The organism is Pandoraea pulmonicola, assembly GCF_000815105.2.
GTDB lineage: Bacteria > Pseudomonadota > Gammaproteobacteria > Burkholderiales > Burkholderiaceae > Pandoraea > Pandoraea pulmonicola.
The window spans coordinates 4,495,752-4,512,406 of the sequence record NZ_CP010310.2 but is presented as its reverse complement, the minus strand read 5'-3'; the positions used below and the strand labels follow the sequence as shown (position 1 = coordinate 4,512,406).

General features: G+C 63.5%; 16 protein-coding genes. 8 read left to right on the top strand and 8 right to left on the bottom strand.

Translation table 11 applies throughout. The features are described from left to right. The first annotated feature begins 43 nt into the window (after positions 1 to 43). Positions 44 to 943, top strand: a complete 900-nt coding sequence (locus RO07_RS19245) for a LysR family transcriptional regulator (RefSeq protein ID WP_039404922.1) — start codon at positions 44 to 46, stop codon at positions 941 to 943. On the opposite strand, the gene RO07_RS19240 is transcribed toward RO07_RS19245, so the two are convergent. After that, positions 940 to 1,983, bottom strand: a complete 1,044-nt coding sequence (locus RO07_RS19240) for an SDR family oxidoreductase (RefSeq protein WP_039404920.1) — start codon at positions 1,981 to 1,983, stop codon at positions 940 to 942. The genes RO07_RS19245 and RO07_RS19240 overlap by 4 nt on opposite strands. A 158-nt stretch (positions 1,984 to 2,141) precedes the next feature. Here RO07_RS19240 and RO07_RS19235 point away from each other — a divergent pair, with 158 nt between their 5' ends. Then, positions 2,142 to 2,477, top strand: a complete 336-nt coding sequence (locus RO07_RS19235; RefSeq protein WP_147284610.1) for a MerR family DNA-binding protein — start codon at positions 2,142 to 2,144, stop codon at positions 2,475 to 2,477. An 87-nt stretch (positions 2,478 to 2,564) separates the two neighbouring features. Here the strand turns inward: RO07_RS19235 and RO07_RS19230 are convergent, their stop codons facing one another. Further along, entirely contained in the window at positions 2,565 to 3,017 is a 453-nt protein-coding gene (locus RO07_RS19230) for an Lrp/AsnC family transcriptional regulator (RefSeq protein WP_039412902.1), read from the bottom strand. 113 nt (positions 3,018 to 3,130) lie between these two features. Here RO07_RS19230 and RO07_RS19225 point away from each other — a divergent pair, with 113 nt between their 5' ends. Beyond that, positions 3,131 to 3,772, top strand: a complete 642-nt coding sequence (locus tag RO07_RS19225; protein WP_039404918.1) for a LysE family translocator — start codon at positions 3,131 to 3,133, stop codon at positions 3,770 to 3,772. Between the two features lie 92 nt (positions 3,773 to 3,864). Here the strand turns inward: RO07_RS19225 and RO07_RS19220 are convergent, their stop codons facing one another. After that, positions 3,865 to 4,455 (bottom strand): DUF6196 family protein, encoded by a 591-nt coding sequence (locus RO07_RS19220; RefSeq protein WP_237171299.1) that lies wholly within the window; start codon positions 4,453 to 4,455, stop codon positions 3,865 to 3,867. A gap of 12 nt (positions 4,456 to 4,467) precedes the next feature. Next, positions 4,468 to 5,934: a phytoene desaturase family protein gene (locus RO07_RS19215; RefSeq protein WP_039404915.1), complete on the bottom strand. Its 1,467-nt coding sequence runs from the start codon at positions 5,932 to 5,934 to the stop codon at positions 4,468 to 4,470. Positions 5,935 to 6,108: 174 nt separating this feature from the next. On the opposite strand from RO07_RS19215, the gene RO07_RS19210 reads away from it, so the two are divergent. Next, positions 6,109 to 6,639, top strand: a complete 531-nt coding sequence (locus tag RO07_RS19210) for a TetR/AcrR family transcriptional regulator (protein ID WP_237171298.1) — start codon at positions 6,109 to 6,111, stop codon at positions 6,637 to 6,639. Here RO07_RS19210 and RO07_RS19205 read toward each other — a convergent pair. The 3 genes from RO07_RS19205 to RO07_RS19195 form a co-directional block, all read right to left on the bottom strand. Continuing rightward, positions 6,636 to 7,595: a hypothetical protein gene (locus tag RO07_RS19205; RefSeq protein ID WP_072637098.1), complete on the bottom strand. Its 960-nt coding sequence runs from the start codon at positions 7,593 to 7,595 to the stop codon at positions 6,636 to 6,638. The two genes, RO07_RS19210 and RO07_RS19205, sit on opposite strands and share 4 nt — an antisense overlap. A 244-nt stretch (positions 7,596 to 7,839) precedes the next feature. Further along, the gene (locus tag RO07_RS19200; protein WP_052266728.1) at positions 7,840 to 8,745 is read right to left on the bottom strand and encodes a LysR family transcriptional regulator; all 906 of its coding nucleotides are present in this window, start codon (positions 8,743 to 8,745) and stop codon (positions 7,840 to 7,842) included. A gap of 166 nt (positions 8,746 to 8,911) precedes the next feature. Next, positions 8,912 to 9,694, bottom strand: a complete 783-nt coding sequence (locus RO07_RS19195) for an AraC family transcriptional regulator (protein WP_039404912.1) — start codon at positions 9,692 to 9,694, stop codon at positions 8,912 to 8,914. A gap of 93 nt (positions 9,695 to 9,787) precedes the next feature. Between RO07_RS19195 and RO07_RS19190 the strand changes: the two genes are divergently transcribed. The 3 genes from RO07_RS19190 (at position 9,788) to RO07_RS19180 (ending at position 14,098) form a co-directional block, all read left to right on the top strand. Continuing rightward, positions 9,788 to 11,341 (top strand): efflux transporter outer membrane subunit, encoded by a 1,554-nt coding sequence (locus RO07_RS19190; RefSeq protein ID WP_084072874.1) that lies wholly within the window; start codon positions 9,788 to 9,790, stop codon positions 11,339 to 11,341. A 70-nt stretch (positions 11,342 to 11,411) separates the two neighbouring features. Beyond that, entirely contained in the window at positions 11,412 to 12,533 is a 1,122-nt protein-coding gene (locus tag RO07_RS19185) for an HlyD family secretion protein (RefSeq protein WP_039404911.1), read from the top strand. Further along, the gene (locus RO07_RS19180; protein ID WP_039404910.1) at positions 12,530 to 14,098 is read left to right on the top strand and encodes an MDR family MFS transporter; all 1,569 of its coding nucleotides are present in this window, start codon (positions 12,530 to 12,532) and stop codon (positions 14,096 to 14,098) included. Before RO07_RS19185 ends, RO07_RS19180 begins: the two co-directional genes overlap by 4 nt. A gap of 61 nt (positions 14,099 to 14,159) precedes the next feature. Here RO07_RS19180 and RO07_RS19175 read toward each other — a convergent pair whose 3' ends face one another. Further along, positions 14,160 to 15,032, bottom strand: a complete 873-nt coding sequence (locus RO07_RS19175; RefSeq protein WP_039404909.1) for a LysR family transcriptional regulator — start codon at positions 15,030 to 15,032, stop codon at positions 14,160 to 14,162. Between the two features lie 339 nt (positions 15,033 to 15,371). Between RO07_RS19175 and RO07_RS19170 the strand changes: the two genes are divergently transcribed. Beyond that, on the top strand, positions 15,372 to 16,655 hold the full coding sequence (locus RO07_RS19170) for an efflux RND transporter periplasmic adaptor subunit (RefSeq protein WP_052266726.1): 1,284 nt from the start codon (positions 15,372 to 15,374) through the stop codon (positions 16,653 to 16,655).

Genomic DNA, 16,655 nt, shown 5'->3' with positions numbered 1-16,655 from the left:
AATGGCGGTTCGATATCAATACTAAAAACCAGGAGTTTCCAATATGGATCGCCTGACCAGCATGGCGGTATTCGTGAAAGCGGTCGATCTGGGATCGTTTGCTGCCGTGGCGGATACCCTCGGCCTGTCCGGCCCCATGGTCGGCAAGCACGTGCACTGGCTGGAGACGCGGCTGGGGATGCGGTTGCTCAATCGCACGACGCGGCGCCAGAGCCTGACCGACTTCGGCCGCGCCTACTACGAGCGCTGCAAGATCGTGCTCGCCGAGGCCGAAGCGGCGGATGCGCTTGCGGCGGATCAGTTGGCGGAGCCGCGCGGCAAGCTGCGCGTGGCCATGCCGGTGCACTTCGGCCGACGTTGTGTCGCACCCGTGCTCCTGCGCCTCGCGCAGCGGTATCCGACGCTGGAACTCGATCTCTCGTTCAGCGATCGCTTCGTCGATCTGGCGGAGGGGGACTACGACATCGCCATTCGCACCGGCGACCTGGAGGACAAGGCGGGCATTGTTGCGCGACGGGTGGCGCGTCAGCCGATGATTGTCTGCGCGTCGCCCGCGTACGTCGAGACGCATGGACTGCCGCACGACATCGACGCGCTCGGCGTGCATCAGGCGGTGTTGTATCGACGCTCCGGCCGGGCGCGTCCGTGGTTGTTTCCCCGCGATGGACAACCGCCGCACGCGTTCATGCCCGCGAATCGGGTGCGCATGGACGATCTCGACGCCATCGCCGACGCTGCGACGCTGGGCGCGGGCATCGCCTGGCTGCCCTACTGGCTGGTGAGCGATCGCATTCGCGCAGGTGCGCTGGTTCATCTGCTTCCCGAGCAGCCGCCGTTTCTCTACGACGCCTACGCGTTATGGCTGCAGACGCCGCATCTCCCGCGCAAGGTTCGCATCGCCGTCGACGCGTTGGCGGAAGCACTGCCGGGCATGATGACCTAGGCGATGTCGGGCGTTCCGCGCGCTGCGCGCTGACGAGTCCACCTCACTTCGTCCGCCAGCGTCTCTTCCATGGGTCTGAAGCCCAGGTTGAACTCCCTCCGAATCTTCTCCGCGGAGAATCTTCTCCCGTAGTCGTTTGCCATGTTTTGTACCGTAGCCAAGCTGAGCAATACCGGCCTGCCGGTCAATCGAGCATAGGCCTCCTGCGCAAAGGCGATGGCATACAACATCACTCGAGGCAGCTTGCGCCGCGGCGCGGGCACGCCGCTGACGGCTTCCATCGCCTGCAGAAGTCCGGCCATGCTGATTGGGTAGCCTGCAGCCAAATAGCGCTCGCCTCGTTTCCCCGTCTTGCTGGACGCCAAGGCGACTCGGGCCACATCCCGGGCATCCACCACGGAGAAGGCCGCATCGGCCACCCCAGGGATTTTTCGTTGCAGATAATCCTGTACGAACTGCCCTGCGGAGGTCGGGCCAAGATCGCCCGGGCCATGCATCCAGCCGGGCAGGACGAGGGAAATGTGCATGTCAGGATGACTGTCCAGAAAGGCGAATACCACCTCGTCGGTTTCGATCTTGCTGCGGTAATAGTCATCCGGCGCCGCGTCTTTTGCCAGCGTCATGGTCTCGTCCGTCAATCCTGCCGCGTTGCCGCCCAATACCGCGATGGAACTGACGTGGACGATGCGCCGAATCCCCGCCGCATACGCCTCATTCAGCAGAACCCGTGTGCCCTCGACATTGATCTTCCGCAGGGCGGCCATATGGCGGCCGCCTTTGTAGCTGTCGCGGAAATAGGCCGCCGTGTGAAAAAGAACCTCGCAGCCCTGCAGTGCCGGCGCAAATTCCTCCACACACTCGAGATCGCCCAATACCAGTTCCAGGCGGTCATCCATTGGTTCCCCGAACTGTGCCGTGGCTTTTTGTGCGGACCGAGCCAGCGCCTTGACCCGATAGCCTTCCGCCAGCAGCAAGCGAACAAGGTTGTTACCCAGCAATCCAGTGGCGCCGGTGACAAATGCGGTTTTTTCTTGCGTCATGTTTTTCTTTGATCGTTGGCCCGTAACAGGGTGCTTCGGAAGTCAGCCAAGGCTGTTCGAAAGGGCACTGTAAACACTGGTGTACAGTCCAAGGTCAAGATTGAAATTGACGGCAGAATTGGATCGTGCGGATCGGGGAGTTGGCGGAACAGACGGGAATGAGTCGCGATGCGATCCGTTTTTATGAGCGAATCGGCCTCATCAAGCCCCAGCGCGGTCAAGAGGGCCGCCACGGATATCGCCGCTACGACGCATCGGCCGTTCGACGTGTGGGTCTGATCAAGCAGGCCAAGGCGCTGGGCTTTTCACTTGGAGAAATCCAGGGACTGCTGGACGCATGGGCCAATCACACTTTCAGGCCGGAAGAGAAACGCGCAGTGATTGCCGAAAAAATTGAGGTAATAGATCGAAAGATCCTGGAGCTACAGGATCTTTCAAACGAACTGAAACTGGCCCTGGCCGGTATTCGTGACGAGTGCTCGCAGACGGGATGAACCCTCTCTGGAAGATAGACGGCCGCAGTTCCCGTCCAAGTACGCGGACGCATCCTGCAAGCGGCGGCTTCCAAGTCAATGCGTCATTCAGCTTCGCGGCTTGGCGGGCGGCTGTTGCAGGCCCCGGGCAACCAACGGTGTCGACATCACGATTGACGTACGAGTTTCGCCGTATAAGTTGATACGTTCAATCAACCGTTCCAGATCGGCCAGGCTCACCGCCACCAATCGCATGACATAAGAGTCTGCCCCGGTTACGTGATGGCATTCGAGCACTTCGGGGATCGTGCCGAGCAACTTGAGAAACTTTGCTTTTGCAGGTTGCGGCACCGTAATGCCGATCAGCGCACTCACCGCATAGCCCGCCGCGACGGGGTTTATCCGCGCCGAGTAGCCTTCGATGATCCCGGCTTCTTCCAGGCGCTTGACGCGCTCCGTTATCGCTGGCACCGATAGATGGACCTGGCGACCCAGTTCGGTATAGGTCATGCGTCCGTGATGCTGCAGCAAGGAAAGCAGCTTCCAATCCAGTTCGTCCATCATGCCGTAGTTTTTAAGGAGAAAACACCATTTTCTCTTAAAAACTGACTTTCCGCACTCTCGTGAACTGCCTACGATGCTCTTCACATCAACGCAGTTCGTCGGAGAAGGGCATGTTGTTCGTCAAGTCAATGGTGATGGGTTTTTGCATTGCTGCGCCGGTAGGTCCCATCGGTATGTTGTGCATCCAGCGTAGCCTAACCCGCGGTTTTCGCTCCGGCTTTGCCACGGGCCTGGGCGCAGCAAGCGCGGATGGCATCTATGGGTTGCTCGGCGCGCTCGGTATCGCCGGCGTGGCGGCGGCGCTGCCGATGCTGAGTGTGGCCCTGAAAATGGGCGGTGGCGTGTTTCTTGTCTGGCTGGCCTGGGGTATCGCTCGCGAGGCGCCCGCTGCTTCCACCGTTTCCCAAGGCACACCGCGCACATCCGTCGCTCGCGATTTCATCACGACGTTTGGCCTTACGCTGTCCAATCCCATGACCATTCTGTCGTTCATCGGGATCTTTGCGGCGCTGGGGCCGCTGTCGGATTCGCGCGATGGCCTTGGATGGTCCGCGGTATCGCTGATGGTCGGAGGGGTGTTTGCCGGCTCCGCTGCCTGGTGGTTGTGCTTGAGCACTGCAACCGCCGCAGTACGGAAAGCGATACCCGTCTCACTGATGCACGGCTTTTCGCGCATATCGGCCGTCGTGGTCGCTTTGTTTGGGTGCGTCCAGACGGTCTCCGGAGTGTCTGGACTTATCCAGGGCATCTGATCTGCGGGACAACGCATGCCAGCACATGCTCGACAGTGTCGGCATTCGAGTCCCGTTTTCGGGCTGAATTCGAATAGCCTGCGAAGAACCCGCTATTTTCCCACCTGAACAAGACGCTTGACTTCCTCAAATACTTCGTCTGCCAGTGTTGCCGGGACGCCCCAGTAATCGAATATTCCGCCGTCTTCGGAATTTTGTCCGCACGTCACAAATACGCCGGTGCCAAATCGACTCTTGAGATGCGTCGCCAGCCAGCCGACGAAACCACTGTTGTCCGCACCCGCCGGAAAGTGAAACCGAAAGACGCCGAATGTCTCCTTGCTCGCATCGCGACTCGGAACGAGCTGACTCCACACATTGTCGTCCCGCACCAGGGCAAGTGCATCGGACCGCACGGCCTTCGGAAATTGGTCCAGCGGAAATTCAACGAACGCGTATGTTTCGGGGTATATCCGTAGCCGTGCTTCTGTAATGACTCGTCGGAGACGCTGCTCCGTTTGTTCAGTGGTTTCGCGTGAAATATCAACCATGACAACTCCGGGAATAGGGGGATAGCCGATCAGTTCGCGAATGCAAGCGTAAATCGAATTTATCTTGCCGGCACGAAAAGCACTTTCGGTCGAAGGGTCACGACGACCGACCGGATAGATGGCATAACTGATCTGTGCAAATGTGGGGGACACTGTGCATCGGGCTTACGACAAATCGGCAACCAGAGACTCCGCGGACTGTATCCCCGACAGAATCGCGGAAGGCACACCGTAGCCTGGGAACGTTGTTTGTCCCCCGAGATATAGTCCGGCGATCTGGGTGCGATGGGGAAGGAACTTGCTGGGAGATGCGCCCGGAGCAATGCCGTACAGTGCGCCTTCATGCAAATGCCGTTCCTGGGCGAAGTCCTGCGGATCAAGCACGCGAGTCCTTTCGACGGTCAATTCCGGCACTCGCTGCCGCAATGCTCTCAGATATCTCTCCACCACGGCATCACTCCATGCCTTGTCCCATCCAGACGCCGACTGAATACCCGTGGCAGGAGCGTACAGCTCGATAATATTCTTCCCCTCAGGTGCCAGATCCGAGAAGACTTGCGTGGGCTGTGTATAAGAAATCCAGCGCGGAACTTCAGGCGTCAGCGTGTGCACGGCGCCTTGCTTGTCCATTGCAGGGACGTGGTTGACGATGAAGGCGTCCGAGGCCGGGGCGCCGGAATATCCGATCTGGATGGAGATGGCGCTGTGCGACAGCGGAGCCTTATCCGCCTTCGCGGCCAGTCGTCGCGGAATAGCGTCAGGGCGCAGCAGAGTCTTCACGACACCCAACCCCGAACAAGTCGCAATGACGTGCGAGGTGTTGATGCGTTCGCCGTCGGAAAGCACGACGCCGCGCACTTGTCCGTTTTCGACGGCAATCTCCTTGACCTTGGCGCCAAAACGAACTGGGACGGATTGGTCCTGTAGATGACGCAGCAGTGCAGCGCTGATGGCTCCCATGCCCCCTCGCGGCAGGTGAAATCCCTCTTCGAGCAACGCCAGTAATCCAATGATCTGTGTCGAGGGGAGTTGGTCGGGTGGAAGGCCTGTGTACAACAATGTGGAGGCGACGGCAGCTTGCAGATCGCCGTCCGGGAAATAGGACGCGATCAATTTGTTTATGTGGCCGCCCATTCGAGGCAGGTATTTCCAGAGTTTGCCGAAAGTCCGTACGAGCGACGGTTCTTCCGGCAGCACGTCGCAGACCAACGCTCGGTAGATTGGATGCCAGTCGTTGTGCAGCTTGGTCAGCCCTTCTCGAAGTTGCCGTGTTCGCGAGTTGCCGTCAGCACCTTCGACGTGCGAGTTCTCTGCTGTCGAGAGGTGCACCGTCGTGCCGTTGTCCAAATGAGTGACGTGCGGCCTCGCGATCGGGATGAGTTGTACTTCGTCATCGAAGCTGATGCCCAGGCGCCGAAAGGAGGCGCGAAGCAGCGAAGGGACCGCCACATAGACCGCGCCATTGTTGAAAGTGTATCCATCAAACGCCTCGGTCGAACAACACCCGCCCGCGCCGTCCTGGGCTTCGACAACCATCACGGGGATACCCCGACGAGATAGCAGAAGGGCGGCGGCCAGTCCCGACAGGCCTGCCCCAATCACTACCGTGGGAAACGCTTTTCTGCCGTGCATCAGCCATTCCTCTCAAAAAAAATGTACAATGTCCAATATTAGACATTGTGCAATAAATCTGCAATTGAGATGACCAAGGACGATCGGACTACCCGCAAACGGAATCAAACTCGCGACCACATTGCGGCCACCGCCCACGCATTATTCGAACGTGACGGGTATGAAGGAGTCACGATGGAGCAGATCGCCGCGGAGGCAGATGTCGCGAGAGGAACGCTTTACAACCACTTCCCGGTCAAGGAAGCGGTACTGGTGCACTGGATGCACAATGAACTCGGGGAAGATCTCGAGGCAGTGGCGGAAGGGCTGGTCCTCGGCAGGAAATCCTTCGTCTCGCGAGTAACAGCGTTGTTGCATGGCTCAGCCGAGTGGTGGGAGCACCACCGTCAGTATGCGGCGCCGTATATTCGCTTTCGATTCCAGCAGGTGCGTGACGGGGTGGCGCAGCAAGCCAGTTCGGACATGATCTCCCTGTATGTGCGACTCATCGGCCATGCACAACAGGCGGGGGAACTCAGATCCGATACGCCGGCCGAGCGCCTGGCGCTTTATCTGCATTTTCTTTATCTATCTGCCGTCATGACATGGTTAAGCAACTCGGACGTCCGCCTGGAAGATGAATTTGGCAAAGCGCTCGATTTCTTCATGCGGGGCGCGGTGTCGACTGCCGAGGGGCGCGATGGTGAGAATGTGAACAGAACCTAGTACAGCTCATTGACGAGCCCAACGAGTCCCGGTTCGACCGTGCGCACCTTTATGTCCGTACCGTAACGCTGGTTAACGAGCTCGACGAGCGTACGTGCCGCGCTGCTGTTGCCTGCGTCAAAGGAGAAGGGCTTGCCCTGGTCGGCTGGATGCCGGGCGTCATACAGGCAGCGCAGTGCCAACACCTCTCGATCCAACTCCACGGAACTCAGGTTCGGCTTGAGCAACTGGACCAGCGTATAGATCGCGCTATTCTGCTCAGGATCGAAGCTGGCGCCTTGGCCCGGCTTTTCCACGCGGTTCGGAAACGATGGGTTTGGCTCAGATCCTATCAACCGCTTTGTTTCCTCGTTGACCGAGGTTAGCGACAATCGCGTCTTGACATCTGGCGGCGTGCGCAGGCTCGCTTTGCGGAAAGATTCGCTGCTCCCTGACGGGAAAGTGGTCGTCTCACGGCGCGATGCGGCGACAGTGGTGTGCGAGAAGAGCGTCGGAACGGCCCGGTCCCTGACTGGCACTGTCTGCCGAGGCACGGTCGCAAGAAGGTTCACGCGCTGGCGCCCCTCGTACTCCACCATCCCGGCTTCGGTATGAAAACGGACGGATCCAGGCGATCGAGTGGATGTCACGCCTCCCTCGACACCGCGGAGCATGGACTTCAGGTTCCTCTCGTCAGCACCGCTGCATGGCGCTTCGCCAGCGCCCTTGGGTCTTGCGCCGAATACCGACCTCACCGCCACCACGATGCAATGGCTTGTCTGTTGCGCAAAGTTGCGCACGCCGCCCAGCGCGCCCGCGAGTGATTTTCTGGCGCAGTTGAAAACGGCACGAATATTGGAAGCCATGCCTTTCTTGCCGCCATTTTCGCGGGGAGCGTCCGCACCATGAGACGCTGCGGCGGTTGGGGCTCGCATCGTGCTCGATCTGTCGAAGGATGCGGGGGAGAACTTGATCATATGGACGTAACGGGTGCGCGTATTTGTCGCGTAGGTTGTCATGAACCCGCAAAAGATATACGCAGATTAGCTGTCCCGACTATCAAGAATCATTCATCGGCGAGGGCCAACGCTTCTACGAGCCAGGCCAGCCCGGCGTCTCACGCCGGAACGGCGTTCCTCATCGCGGGCCCGTTCGCCGAGCAACAAATGGCCCGTCGCGGGACCACCGGGTTACCTCGGCGGCAACAATTCGGTCTCGCTCTCATTGATCTCTCGCGACACCCGCCTCCGGCGCCAACCGCCGCCGAATGGCCGGCCGGATGAAATCCACCCAGGCGCGAATCTTCGCGTCCAGATGCAGGCGCGACGCGTACAACAGGTAAAGGTTGAGCGACGCGGGCCGAAATTGCGGCAGAAGCTCGACGAGCCGACCGGTCTGCAGATCGTCCTCGACCACGAACGACGGCAACAGCGCAATGCCCGTGCCCTGCCGCGCGGCGATCACGAGCGACGCCGACGTGTCCACCGTGAGGAACGGATCGATCTTCAGCGGCGCGTTCCGGGTCTCGCCGAAGCACCAAAGGCTGTCGTCGTATTCGGGCGCGACCAGTTGCAGACATCGATGTTGCTCAAGCGCTTCCGGATGCGCCGGTCGGCCGTGTTGCGCGATGTACTCCGGGGCGGCGCACAGCACGTTGCGAATACTGCCCAGTTCGATGCCGACGAGTTCGGAGCCGGGCAACGAGCGTGCCGCGACGAACGCCACGTCGAACGGTTCGCGAATGAGATCGGGCACGCGCGGGCCGATCGTCAGATCGAGGGCGACTTCCGGATGCGCCTGCCCGAACGGCTCCACCAGCGGAATCAGCAGGCGGTTGGCGATGCTCGCGCTGCAATGCACGCGCAAGCGCCCTCGCGCGTGCATTGCAGTGCCCTGCGCTTCGCGTTCGCTCTGATCGATCGCGTCGATGACTTCACGCGTGCGACGCAGATATCGCTCGCCCGCGGGTGTGAGCGACATGGCGCGCGTGGTCCGGTGCAGGAGCCGCGTGCCGAGATGCGCCTCGAGTGCGGAGATCGCGCGGGTGATCTGGGAGGGTGTCTGGTCCAGTTGCTCCGCGGTGCGGGCGAAACTGCCCGCGTCCGCGAGACGGACGAACGTGCGCATGCATCGAAGAAGGTCCATCGGTTGCCGAGAGGCGGACGAAGGCGCCCGCCGCGAATTGCCGTGCCTTCAGTCTAGCGACTCGTTGGCGCGATTCGCGCGCGCGAATCGCGCAACCGTCGTCGCGATTCGGACAATGCGCCGACACCGCACGAACACCGCGCACGACTCAGCGTGTGCGAAAGTACTCGCTCGGCGCCACGCCCAGCGTCTTGCGGAACATGGCGGCGAAGGCGCTCGGACTGTCGTAGCCGAGCTCCAGCGCGAGCGCCAGGATGGACGTTCCCGCCGCCAGCTTCGGCAAACTGAGCAACACGCGGGCATGGCGACACCAGGCGCCATGCGTCATGCCGGTTTCCTTCTTGAAGGTGCGCGCAAACGTGCGCTCGTTCATGTGGACGCGCGTCGACCATTCGGCCAGCGTGGAAGACATGGACGGATCCCGCAGCAGCGATGTGCACAGGCCTGCAAGCGCGGGGTGACGCGGCATCGGCACATGCAGGGACAGCGCCGGCGCCCGCTCGATTTCGTCGAGAATCAGGGCGAGCACGCGGCCATCGCGATTGACGTCGTCGGGCCGAGACTGCCGGTGGCCCGCCTCGTCCGCTGTCAGAATCAGCTCGCGCAGCAGCGGGCTCACATTGATGACCCGGCAGCGCTGCGGTAGCGTGGCGCGCGTGCCCGGCGCCACGAAAACCGTGCGCATGGCGACGTCGACGGCCATTTCGATGGCGTGCTCGGTGTCCCCCGGCACCCACACGGCGCGACCGGTCGGCACGACCCAACTGCCCGCGGCAGTGCGCACGATCATCACGCCGGCGATCGCATGAATCAACTGTCCGTGACGATGCGCGTGTGTCGGATACGTGGTGTGCGATGGAGAGTCGGTGGCGACCACGGCGACCTGGGCGGTCGCCTCACCGGTATGCAAGGCGTTGATGAAACTGTCCATTTTGCGACGATGATTGTGCAGTCTGCGTTCGATTGGCGCAGCCACATCACCATACCATCGAACTTCCTGATTTGTCAGACGAGCAAGTTCGCCATGGTTCATCACGCACGCGGGGAGCGCCCGAAAACACCGTCGCGCCGGGGAGGTCTCCCGGCCATCTTCATCGTTTGTCTGCTGAGCGCGTGCAGCGTCGGTCCGACGTATCACGCACCGCAGCCTTCGACGGCGTTGCAAGGCGGATTCGTCACCACGAGCGCTGCGCCGACGAGCGTCAACAACCCGCCGGACGATTGGTGGCGGCTCTATCGCGACCCGGTGCTCGACGCCCTGGTGATGCAAGCTCTGACCGAGAATCGGGACCTCGCGGTCGCGGCGGCGCACATCCGTCGGGCGCGTGCCGCGTTCGGCGAGCAGGAAGCGCGACGGCTGCCGCAGACTTCCGCATCGTTTGGACCGCGCTACGGCAAACCGGGGCCGGACCAGATCGTCGCGGCGAGCCGGGGCACCGACAGTCCATCGACTCGCTGGGGCTGGGCGCCGTCGTTCTCGCTCTCCTGGGAGGTGGATCTGTGGGGACGCGTCGATCATCTCGTGACAGCGGCCGCCGCCGATGCCGACGCCGTGGCCGCCGAGCGCGATGCGATGCGCGTGAGCATTGCCGCGCAGACTGTCGCGGCCTACTTGCAGGTCTGCGGCCTTGCCGATCAAGCGCGCGTGACGCGGCGTACGCTCGATATCGCCACGCGCATTGCCGATCTCACCCGCCGGCAACAGGCGGATGGCCTTGTCTCCGATCTCGAAGTCACTCGTGCGCAGGCGTTCGTCGAGGACACGCGCGCCAGCCTGCCCGCGCTCGAAGGCGATCGTCAGGCGGCGCTCTATGAACTCGCCGTGCTGACTGGACGCGCCCCTGCCGGTCTCCCGCACAAGGCGGCGCAGTGCGCGGCGGTACCGGCGTTGGCGCAACCCTTCCCGGTGGGCGACGGCGCGCACTTGCTGCAGCGGCGCCCGGACTTGCGCGCGTTCGAGCGGCGCCTCGCCGCTGCAACCGCCCGCGTGGGTGTCGCGACGGCCGACCTGTATCCGCGCATCACGCTGGGCGGGTCCGTCGACTGGCTGTCGAGCAGCAGTCGCCTGTCCTCGCTTGGCGATCGTTACGCGGTGAGTTGGGGCGTCGGGCCGTTGATCCAGTGGCAATTCCCGAATCTGGGCGCGGAACGCGCGCGGCTGCGTGCGGCGCACGCCGAAGACGACGCCGCACTGGCCAGCTTCGAAGGTCGCTTGCTCGTCGCCGTGAAGGAAACCGAGCAAGCGCTGGCGCACTATGGGGCAGACTGGTCGCGGGGGCGTGCGCTCGAAGCCTCTCGCGCCCATCATCGGCGCGCGCTGACGTTGGCCGAGCGCAGCTACCAGGCCGGCGCCGCCGATTTTCTCGATCTGCTCGATGCGCAGCGTTCGCTCGCTCAGGCGGACGCCGCGCTGGCCAGGAGCGCCCTGCAGATCGGCATCGATCAGGTCACGGTGTTCAAGGCGCTCGGTGGCGGATGGCAGGTCGCCGATGCACCGCCGGACGTGTTGCCGGACGTGTTGCACGAGCCGTCTGCCACGCGCAACGAATCCCAACCCCACAAGACAGCCGCCCGCTAGTGCGGGGCGTTTCTTCGCGACGCCGTCGCGCGGCGTCGTCTCCCTTTCCGTTATCTGTCGAGAGATTGTTATGAGTACTGTTGCCTTGCCAGGCCGGTCACGGTTTGCGAGCCGCAAGACGTGGATGATCACCGCGGGCGTCGCGCTGAGCGCGGCAGTTGTCGTTGCCGCCGGCCACTGGTGGTTCGTCGGCCGCTTTATCGAGAGCACCGACGACGCTTACGTCCGAGCCGACGTGACGCGCGTCAGCCCGAGAATTGCCGGATATGTCAGTCGCGTCGAAGTCGACGACAACCAGCACGTCCATGCCGGAGACGTGCTGGTGCGCCTCGACGATCGAGATGCGCAAGCCGGTGTTGCGCAGGCGAAGGCTGCGGTGCAGTCCGCCGCGGCGGACGTGCAGGCGCAGATCGACGCGGCCGCCACGCTCGACGCCGAGTTGGTGCGCCAACGCAGCCTCATCGCGCAGGCCGAGGCCGATGTGGCGGGGGAGCAGGCGCAGCATGCGCGACACACGGCCGATGCACAGCGCTATCGCGCGCTGCTGGACGACGGGGCCGCGAGCCGCCAACGCTTCGAGCAGGCGGAGGCACAGGCGCAGCAGGCCAGCGCTGCACTCGCGCATGCCAGGGCCGCCAGTCAGGCGCAGCGAGACCAATTGACGGTATTGCAGCGTCGACGCGAGCAAAGCAAGGCGGCCATCGCGCAGGCGAACGCCCGGCTCGCCGCGGCGCAGGCGTCGCTCACACAGGCGGAGCTCACGCTCGCGCACACCGTCGTGAAGGCGGCCGGCGACGGTGTCGTCGGGCAACGCAGTGTGCGCGTCGGGCAGTATGTCGAGGCCGGCGACCCGCTGCTTGCCGTGGTGCCGCTGGCCGACGTCTACGTGGTCGCGAATTTCAAGGAAACCCAGGTGCGTCAGATGCGGCAGGGGCAACCCGTGGTCATCGATGTCGACGCCTATCCAGAGCATTCGCTGCGCGGCACGGTCAACAGCTTTTCGCCGGGGTCGGGCGCGCAGTTCGCGCTGTTGCCGCCCGATAACGCGACGGGCAACTTCACGAAGATCGTGCAACGCATCCCGGTCAAGATTCGTCTCGACCACGCGGCCGAACACGCGCCCGTGCTGCGCCCCGGCATGTCGGTGATCGCGCAGGTCGATACGCGCGCGCAGCAAGCGAGGGCGCAATGAGCGCCGCCGCGCCCGCTCCGGAATCCGGGCACGTTTCCCTGCGCGCGTGGGTAGCGGTGCTCGGTGGCGTGTTCGGCTGCTTCATGGCCGGCATGAACGTGCACGTGACCAACGCCTCGCTGCCCGATATTCGCGGCTCGCTCGGGGCGAGTTTCGAGGAAGGATCGTGGATCACCACGGCCTATCTCGTCGCCGAGATCATTGTGATTCCGCTGACAGGCTGGCTGGTGCAGGTGTTCTCGGCGCGGCGCGTGCTGCTCGTGGGCACCGGGGGCTTCCTGCTGTTCTCGCTGGCCTGCTCGCTCGCGCCCGACATCTCCACCATGATCGTCGCCCGAGCGCTGCAGGGCGCGTTCGGTGGGGTGCTGATCCCACTGTCGTTCCAACTGATCGTCTCGGAACTGCCTCCGTCGCGACATCCGCTGGGAATGGCGCTGTTCGCCGTGGCGAATAACGTGGCGCAGGCCGCCGGCCCATCGCTGGGCGGATGGCTGACGGAGATGTACTCGTGGCGGTGGATCTTCTATCTCCAGATCCCGCCCGGCATCGCGCTGCTTGCCGCCATCGGCTGGTCGATCAAGGCGACGCCGGTGCATCTGGATCGGCTCAGGCGCGCCGACTGGTTCGGTATCGGCGCGATGGCCATCGGCCTGAGCGCGCTGCAGATCGTGCTGGAGGAGGGCGGGCGAAAGGACTGGTTCGCCTCGACCGAGATGGTGCAACTGTCGATCGTTGCCGCCATCGGTCTGGCGGCATTCGCCTGGACGCAGTGGCACCGCGCCGAACCGTTCATCAACCTGCGGCTGCTCGCCCGGTACAACTTCGGCGTGGCAAGCCTCATGCAGTTCCTGTTCGGGGCTGTGGTGTTTGGCGTGGTGTTCCTGGTGCCGAACTACTTTGCGGAGCTCCATGGGTTCAGCGCACGCGATATCGGGCTGACCATGATTCCCTACGGGGCGGTGCAGTTCGTGATGTCGTTCCTCACGCCGCCGCTGATGCGCCGCATCGGCCCGCGCACGACGATCATTGCCGGCTTCGCGCTGGTGGCGGCCGGGTGTCTCATGAACGTGAATCTCAATATCGACGCGGGCGTCAACGTCATCGAACCGTCGTTGATCGTGCGGGGTGTCGGTCAGTCGCTGGTCGTGGTGGCGCTGTCGGTCATGGCGGTCGCCGGCGTGGAGAAGGCGCAGGTCGGATCGGCGTCGGGGCTCTTCACGATGGTGCGAAACGTCGGGGGCGCCATCGGCATTGCCGTGGCCAGCCAGATCGTGGTCGAGCGGCAAAAGCTCCATGCCATGCGGATCGGCGAGGCGGTGACGCCGTACGCGGAGGCATTTCGCGACCGGATGCACATGATGCAGCACTGGATGGCCAAAATGGGCGTTGCGGGCGGCCAGGCGCGCGACGCCGCGCTCGGCCTCATCGAGCAGCGCGTCATGCGCGAGGCCCTGTTCATGGCGTACAGCGACACGTTCCTGATCGCCGGCATCGCCATGCTGGGCTGCACGGCGGCGGCGCTGCTGCTGCGGGCGAAGTCGGCACCGGGGCCGAAGCCGCAATGAGCTCACGGGGACGCGAGCGTTGTGCCGGCTTCAGGCGGCGACGCCGCGTCTCCCGGCGCCATCACGTCTCCTGCGTGCTCGCGCGCAGCAGTTCGGCGAAGCGCGCCTCGCACCATCGCATGACGTCGTTGGGTTCGCGTCCAAAGCGCCAGAGCATGCGCACCGGCAACTGCGGAAGGCCGAGGTCGCCGCAGCGCAGCTCGTGAAGATCTTCGTACTCCGCGATGTCGATCGGCAGCACCGCCCAGCCCAGCTTGTCGACGACCATGCTGGCAATTACGTATGAACTGTCCGCCCGCCAGATCGACGGGCTCAGCTGCATGGGCGTGATGTCGTCCATTTGCAACAGAATCTGGCGATATTTCGCCAGATCGCCGCGCGTGACCTGAGCGCGGAACGCGAGCGGGTGGTCGCCGGCCACGAACACGCCCTGCACGGCCGAGCCCACGTACTTCTGCCCAAAGGCGGAAGAAATCGGCCCCCGATCCACGTGAAAACCGATGTCCGCGCGCTGCTTCTCCACGTATTCGGCCACTTCCGTCGACGTGCCGTTGAGCAGCGTCAATTCCAGATAGGCGAACTGATAGGCGAGATCGCGCACGAGCTCGCTCACCGCCTGATACGGCAACGCCTCGTCGAGCGCCAGCGAGAGCTGCGGCTGCTCGCCGTATGCCAGCGCGTTCGCCCGGTGATTCAGCCCCTCCGCCTGACGAAGCAACTCCTTCGCTTCGAGCAGCATCACCTCGCCCTGATCGGTCAGCCGGGCGTTGCGACGGCTTCGGTCGAATAATTCAAAGCCCAAGTCGGCTTCGAGCAGCGAAATTGCCGTGCTCACCGCCGACTGGGCTTTGCCGAGACGCCGGGCGGCAGCCGATATCGATCCTTCCTCGGCGGCAGCCACGAAATAGCGCAATTGTTCTATGGTCCAGTTCATCCATTCATTTTATAGATAGGTTCCAACTTTTTCTAACATCAATTTCACGTCAGAATCGCGTTTCTCCATCTAAAACGCCAGATTGAAACGCCAACATAGGCGAGGCGGCAGACGACCGGATCCCACCGGTCCGGTGGTCTTGGGCACAGACCTCCTTCGCGCAACGCGCATCCTGCCACCCACGGTGCTTCTGGAGAGATGCGGGCCCCCGGTTCCCCCATCGCTGGCTCAGCCATAGGTCGTCGTCGCGCACCGAACGCGGTTCGACACTCTGACCGGATGTCGTAAATCCAACGCAAATACATGTCATCGAAAATCGATTACCGAACCCGCTTCGGAATGCTAACGGGTGTGTCAGTCAGTCTGCTCGCCGGTGTGGTGTTTCTCGCCGCCTGCTCGGATCGCGGCGAGGGCGAGAAGGCCGATGCCACGCCGGAAGCCGTCGTGCGCACCGTGGAGCGTCGCGCCGAGCCGCTCACGACTCACCAGCCGGGGCGTCTGGAGGCCTACCGCAATGCCGACGTGCGCGCGCGCGCCAGCGGCGTCGTCATCGAGCGTCGTTATCAGGAGGGTCAAACGGTCGCCCGGGGCGAAGTGCTCTTTCGCATCGACCCGAAGCCGCTGTCCGCCGCCCTCGACGCCGCGCGCGGCGCACTCGCCAAGGCACAGGCCGAACACGACTCCGCGCGCGACAAGATCGAGCGCTACCGTGGACTGCTCGCCGATCGCGCCATCAGCGCCCGCGAGGACGCCGAGTCCCGTGCCGCTGAGGCACGTACCCGGGCCGAAGTGTTGGCCGCTCGCGCCGAAGTCCGCCGCGCGGAACTCAACCTCGGCTATGCCAGCGTCGTCTCACCGATTGCTGGCCGTGTGCGTCGCGCCGAAGTCACGGAAGGGGCCCTGGTCGGTCTCGATTCGCCAACGCTCCTCACGCGCGTGGAGCAGATCGATCCGATCTACGTGAACTTCTCGCAACCGGCCGCCGAGGTCTACGCCATGACGCGCGACCTGCGCGCAGGCAAGCTGGAGCGCGGCAGTGCGGCTGCGCCGCAGGTGCATGTCACGCTGCCCGACGGACGCGAATACGCGTTGCCCGGCAAGCTGCTCTTCACCGATCTGGCCGTCGACCCCGGCACCGACACCATCGCCATGCGCGCGCTGCTGCCGAACCCGGACGGCGTGCTGCTGCCCGGCGCGTTCGTGCAGGTTCGCATGCAAGGCGCGGTGAACCCGAACGTCGTACGCGTGCCGCGCGAGTCGCTCGTCCGGACGGCCGAAGGTGCCATCGTGCGGGTGGTCGACGCCCAGGGCAAGGTGCACGACACCAAGGTGCACGCCGAAACGATCGTCGGCCACGACTGGCTGGTGACGGACGGCTTGAAGGGCGGCGAGAAGGTCATCGTGCAGAACGTCGCGCATTTCTCGGACGGCATGCAGGTCAAGATCAAGGCGGCCGCGGCGCCGCCGCCCCCACCGCCCATAAAGCCGGCCGCGCCGACCACGCTGACGACGCCTGTCGCGCCGGGCGCATCGGCCGTGAAGGCCGAAACCCATGCTGAAGCCAATGCCAGGCCGGTCGAGCTCGCTCGCGCCAGCCCGGCCTCCAAAGCGGAGACGCAATAA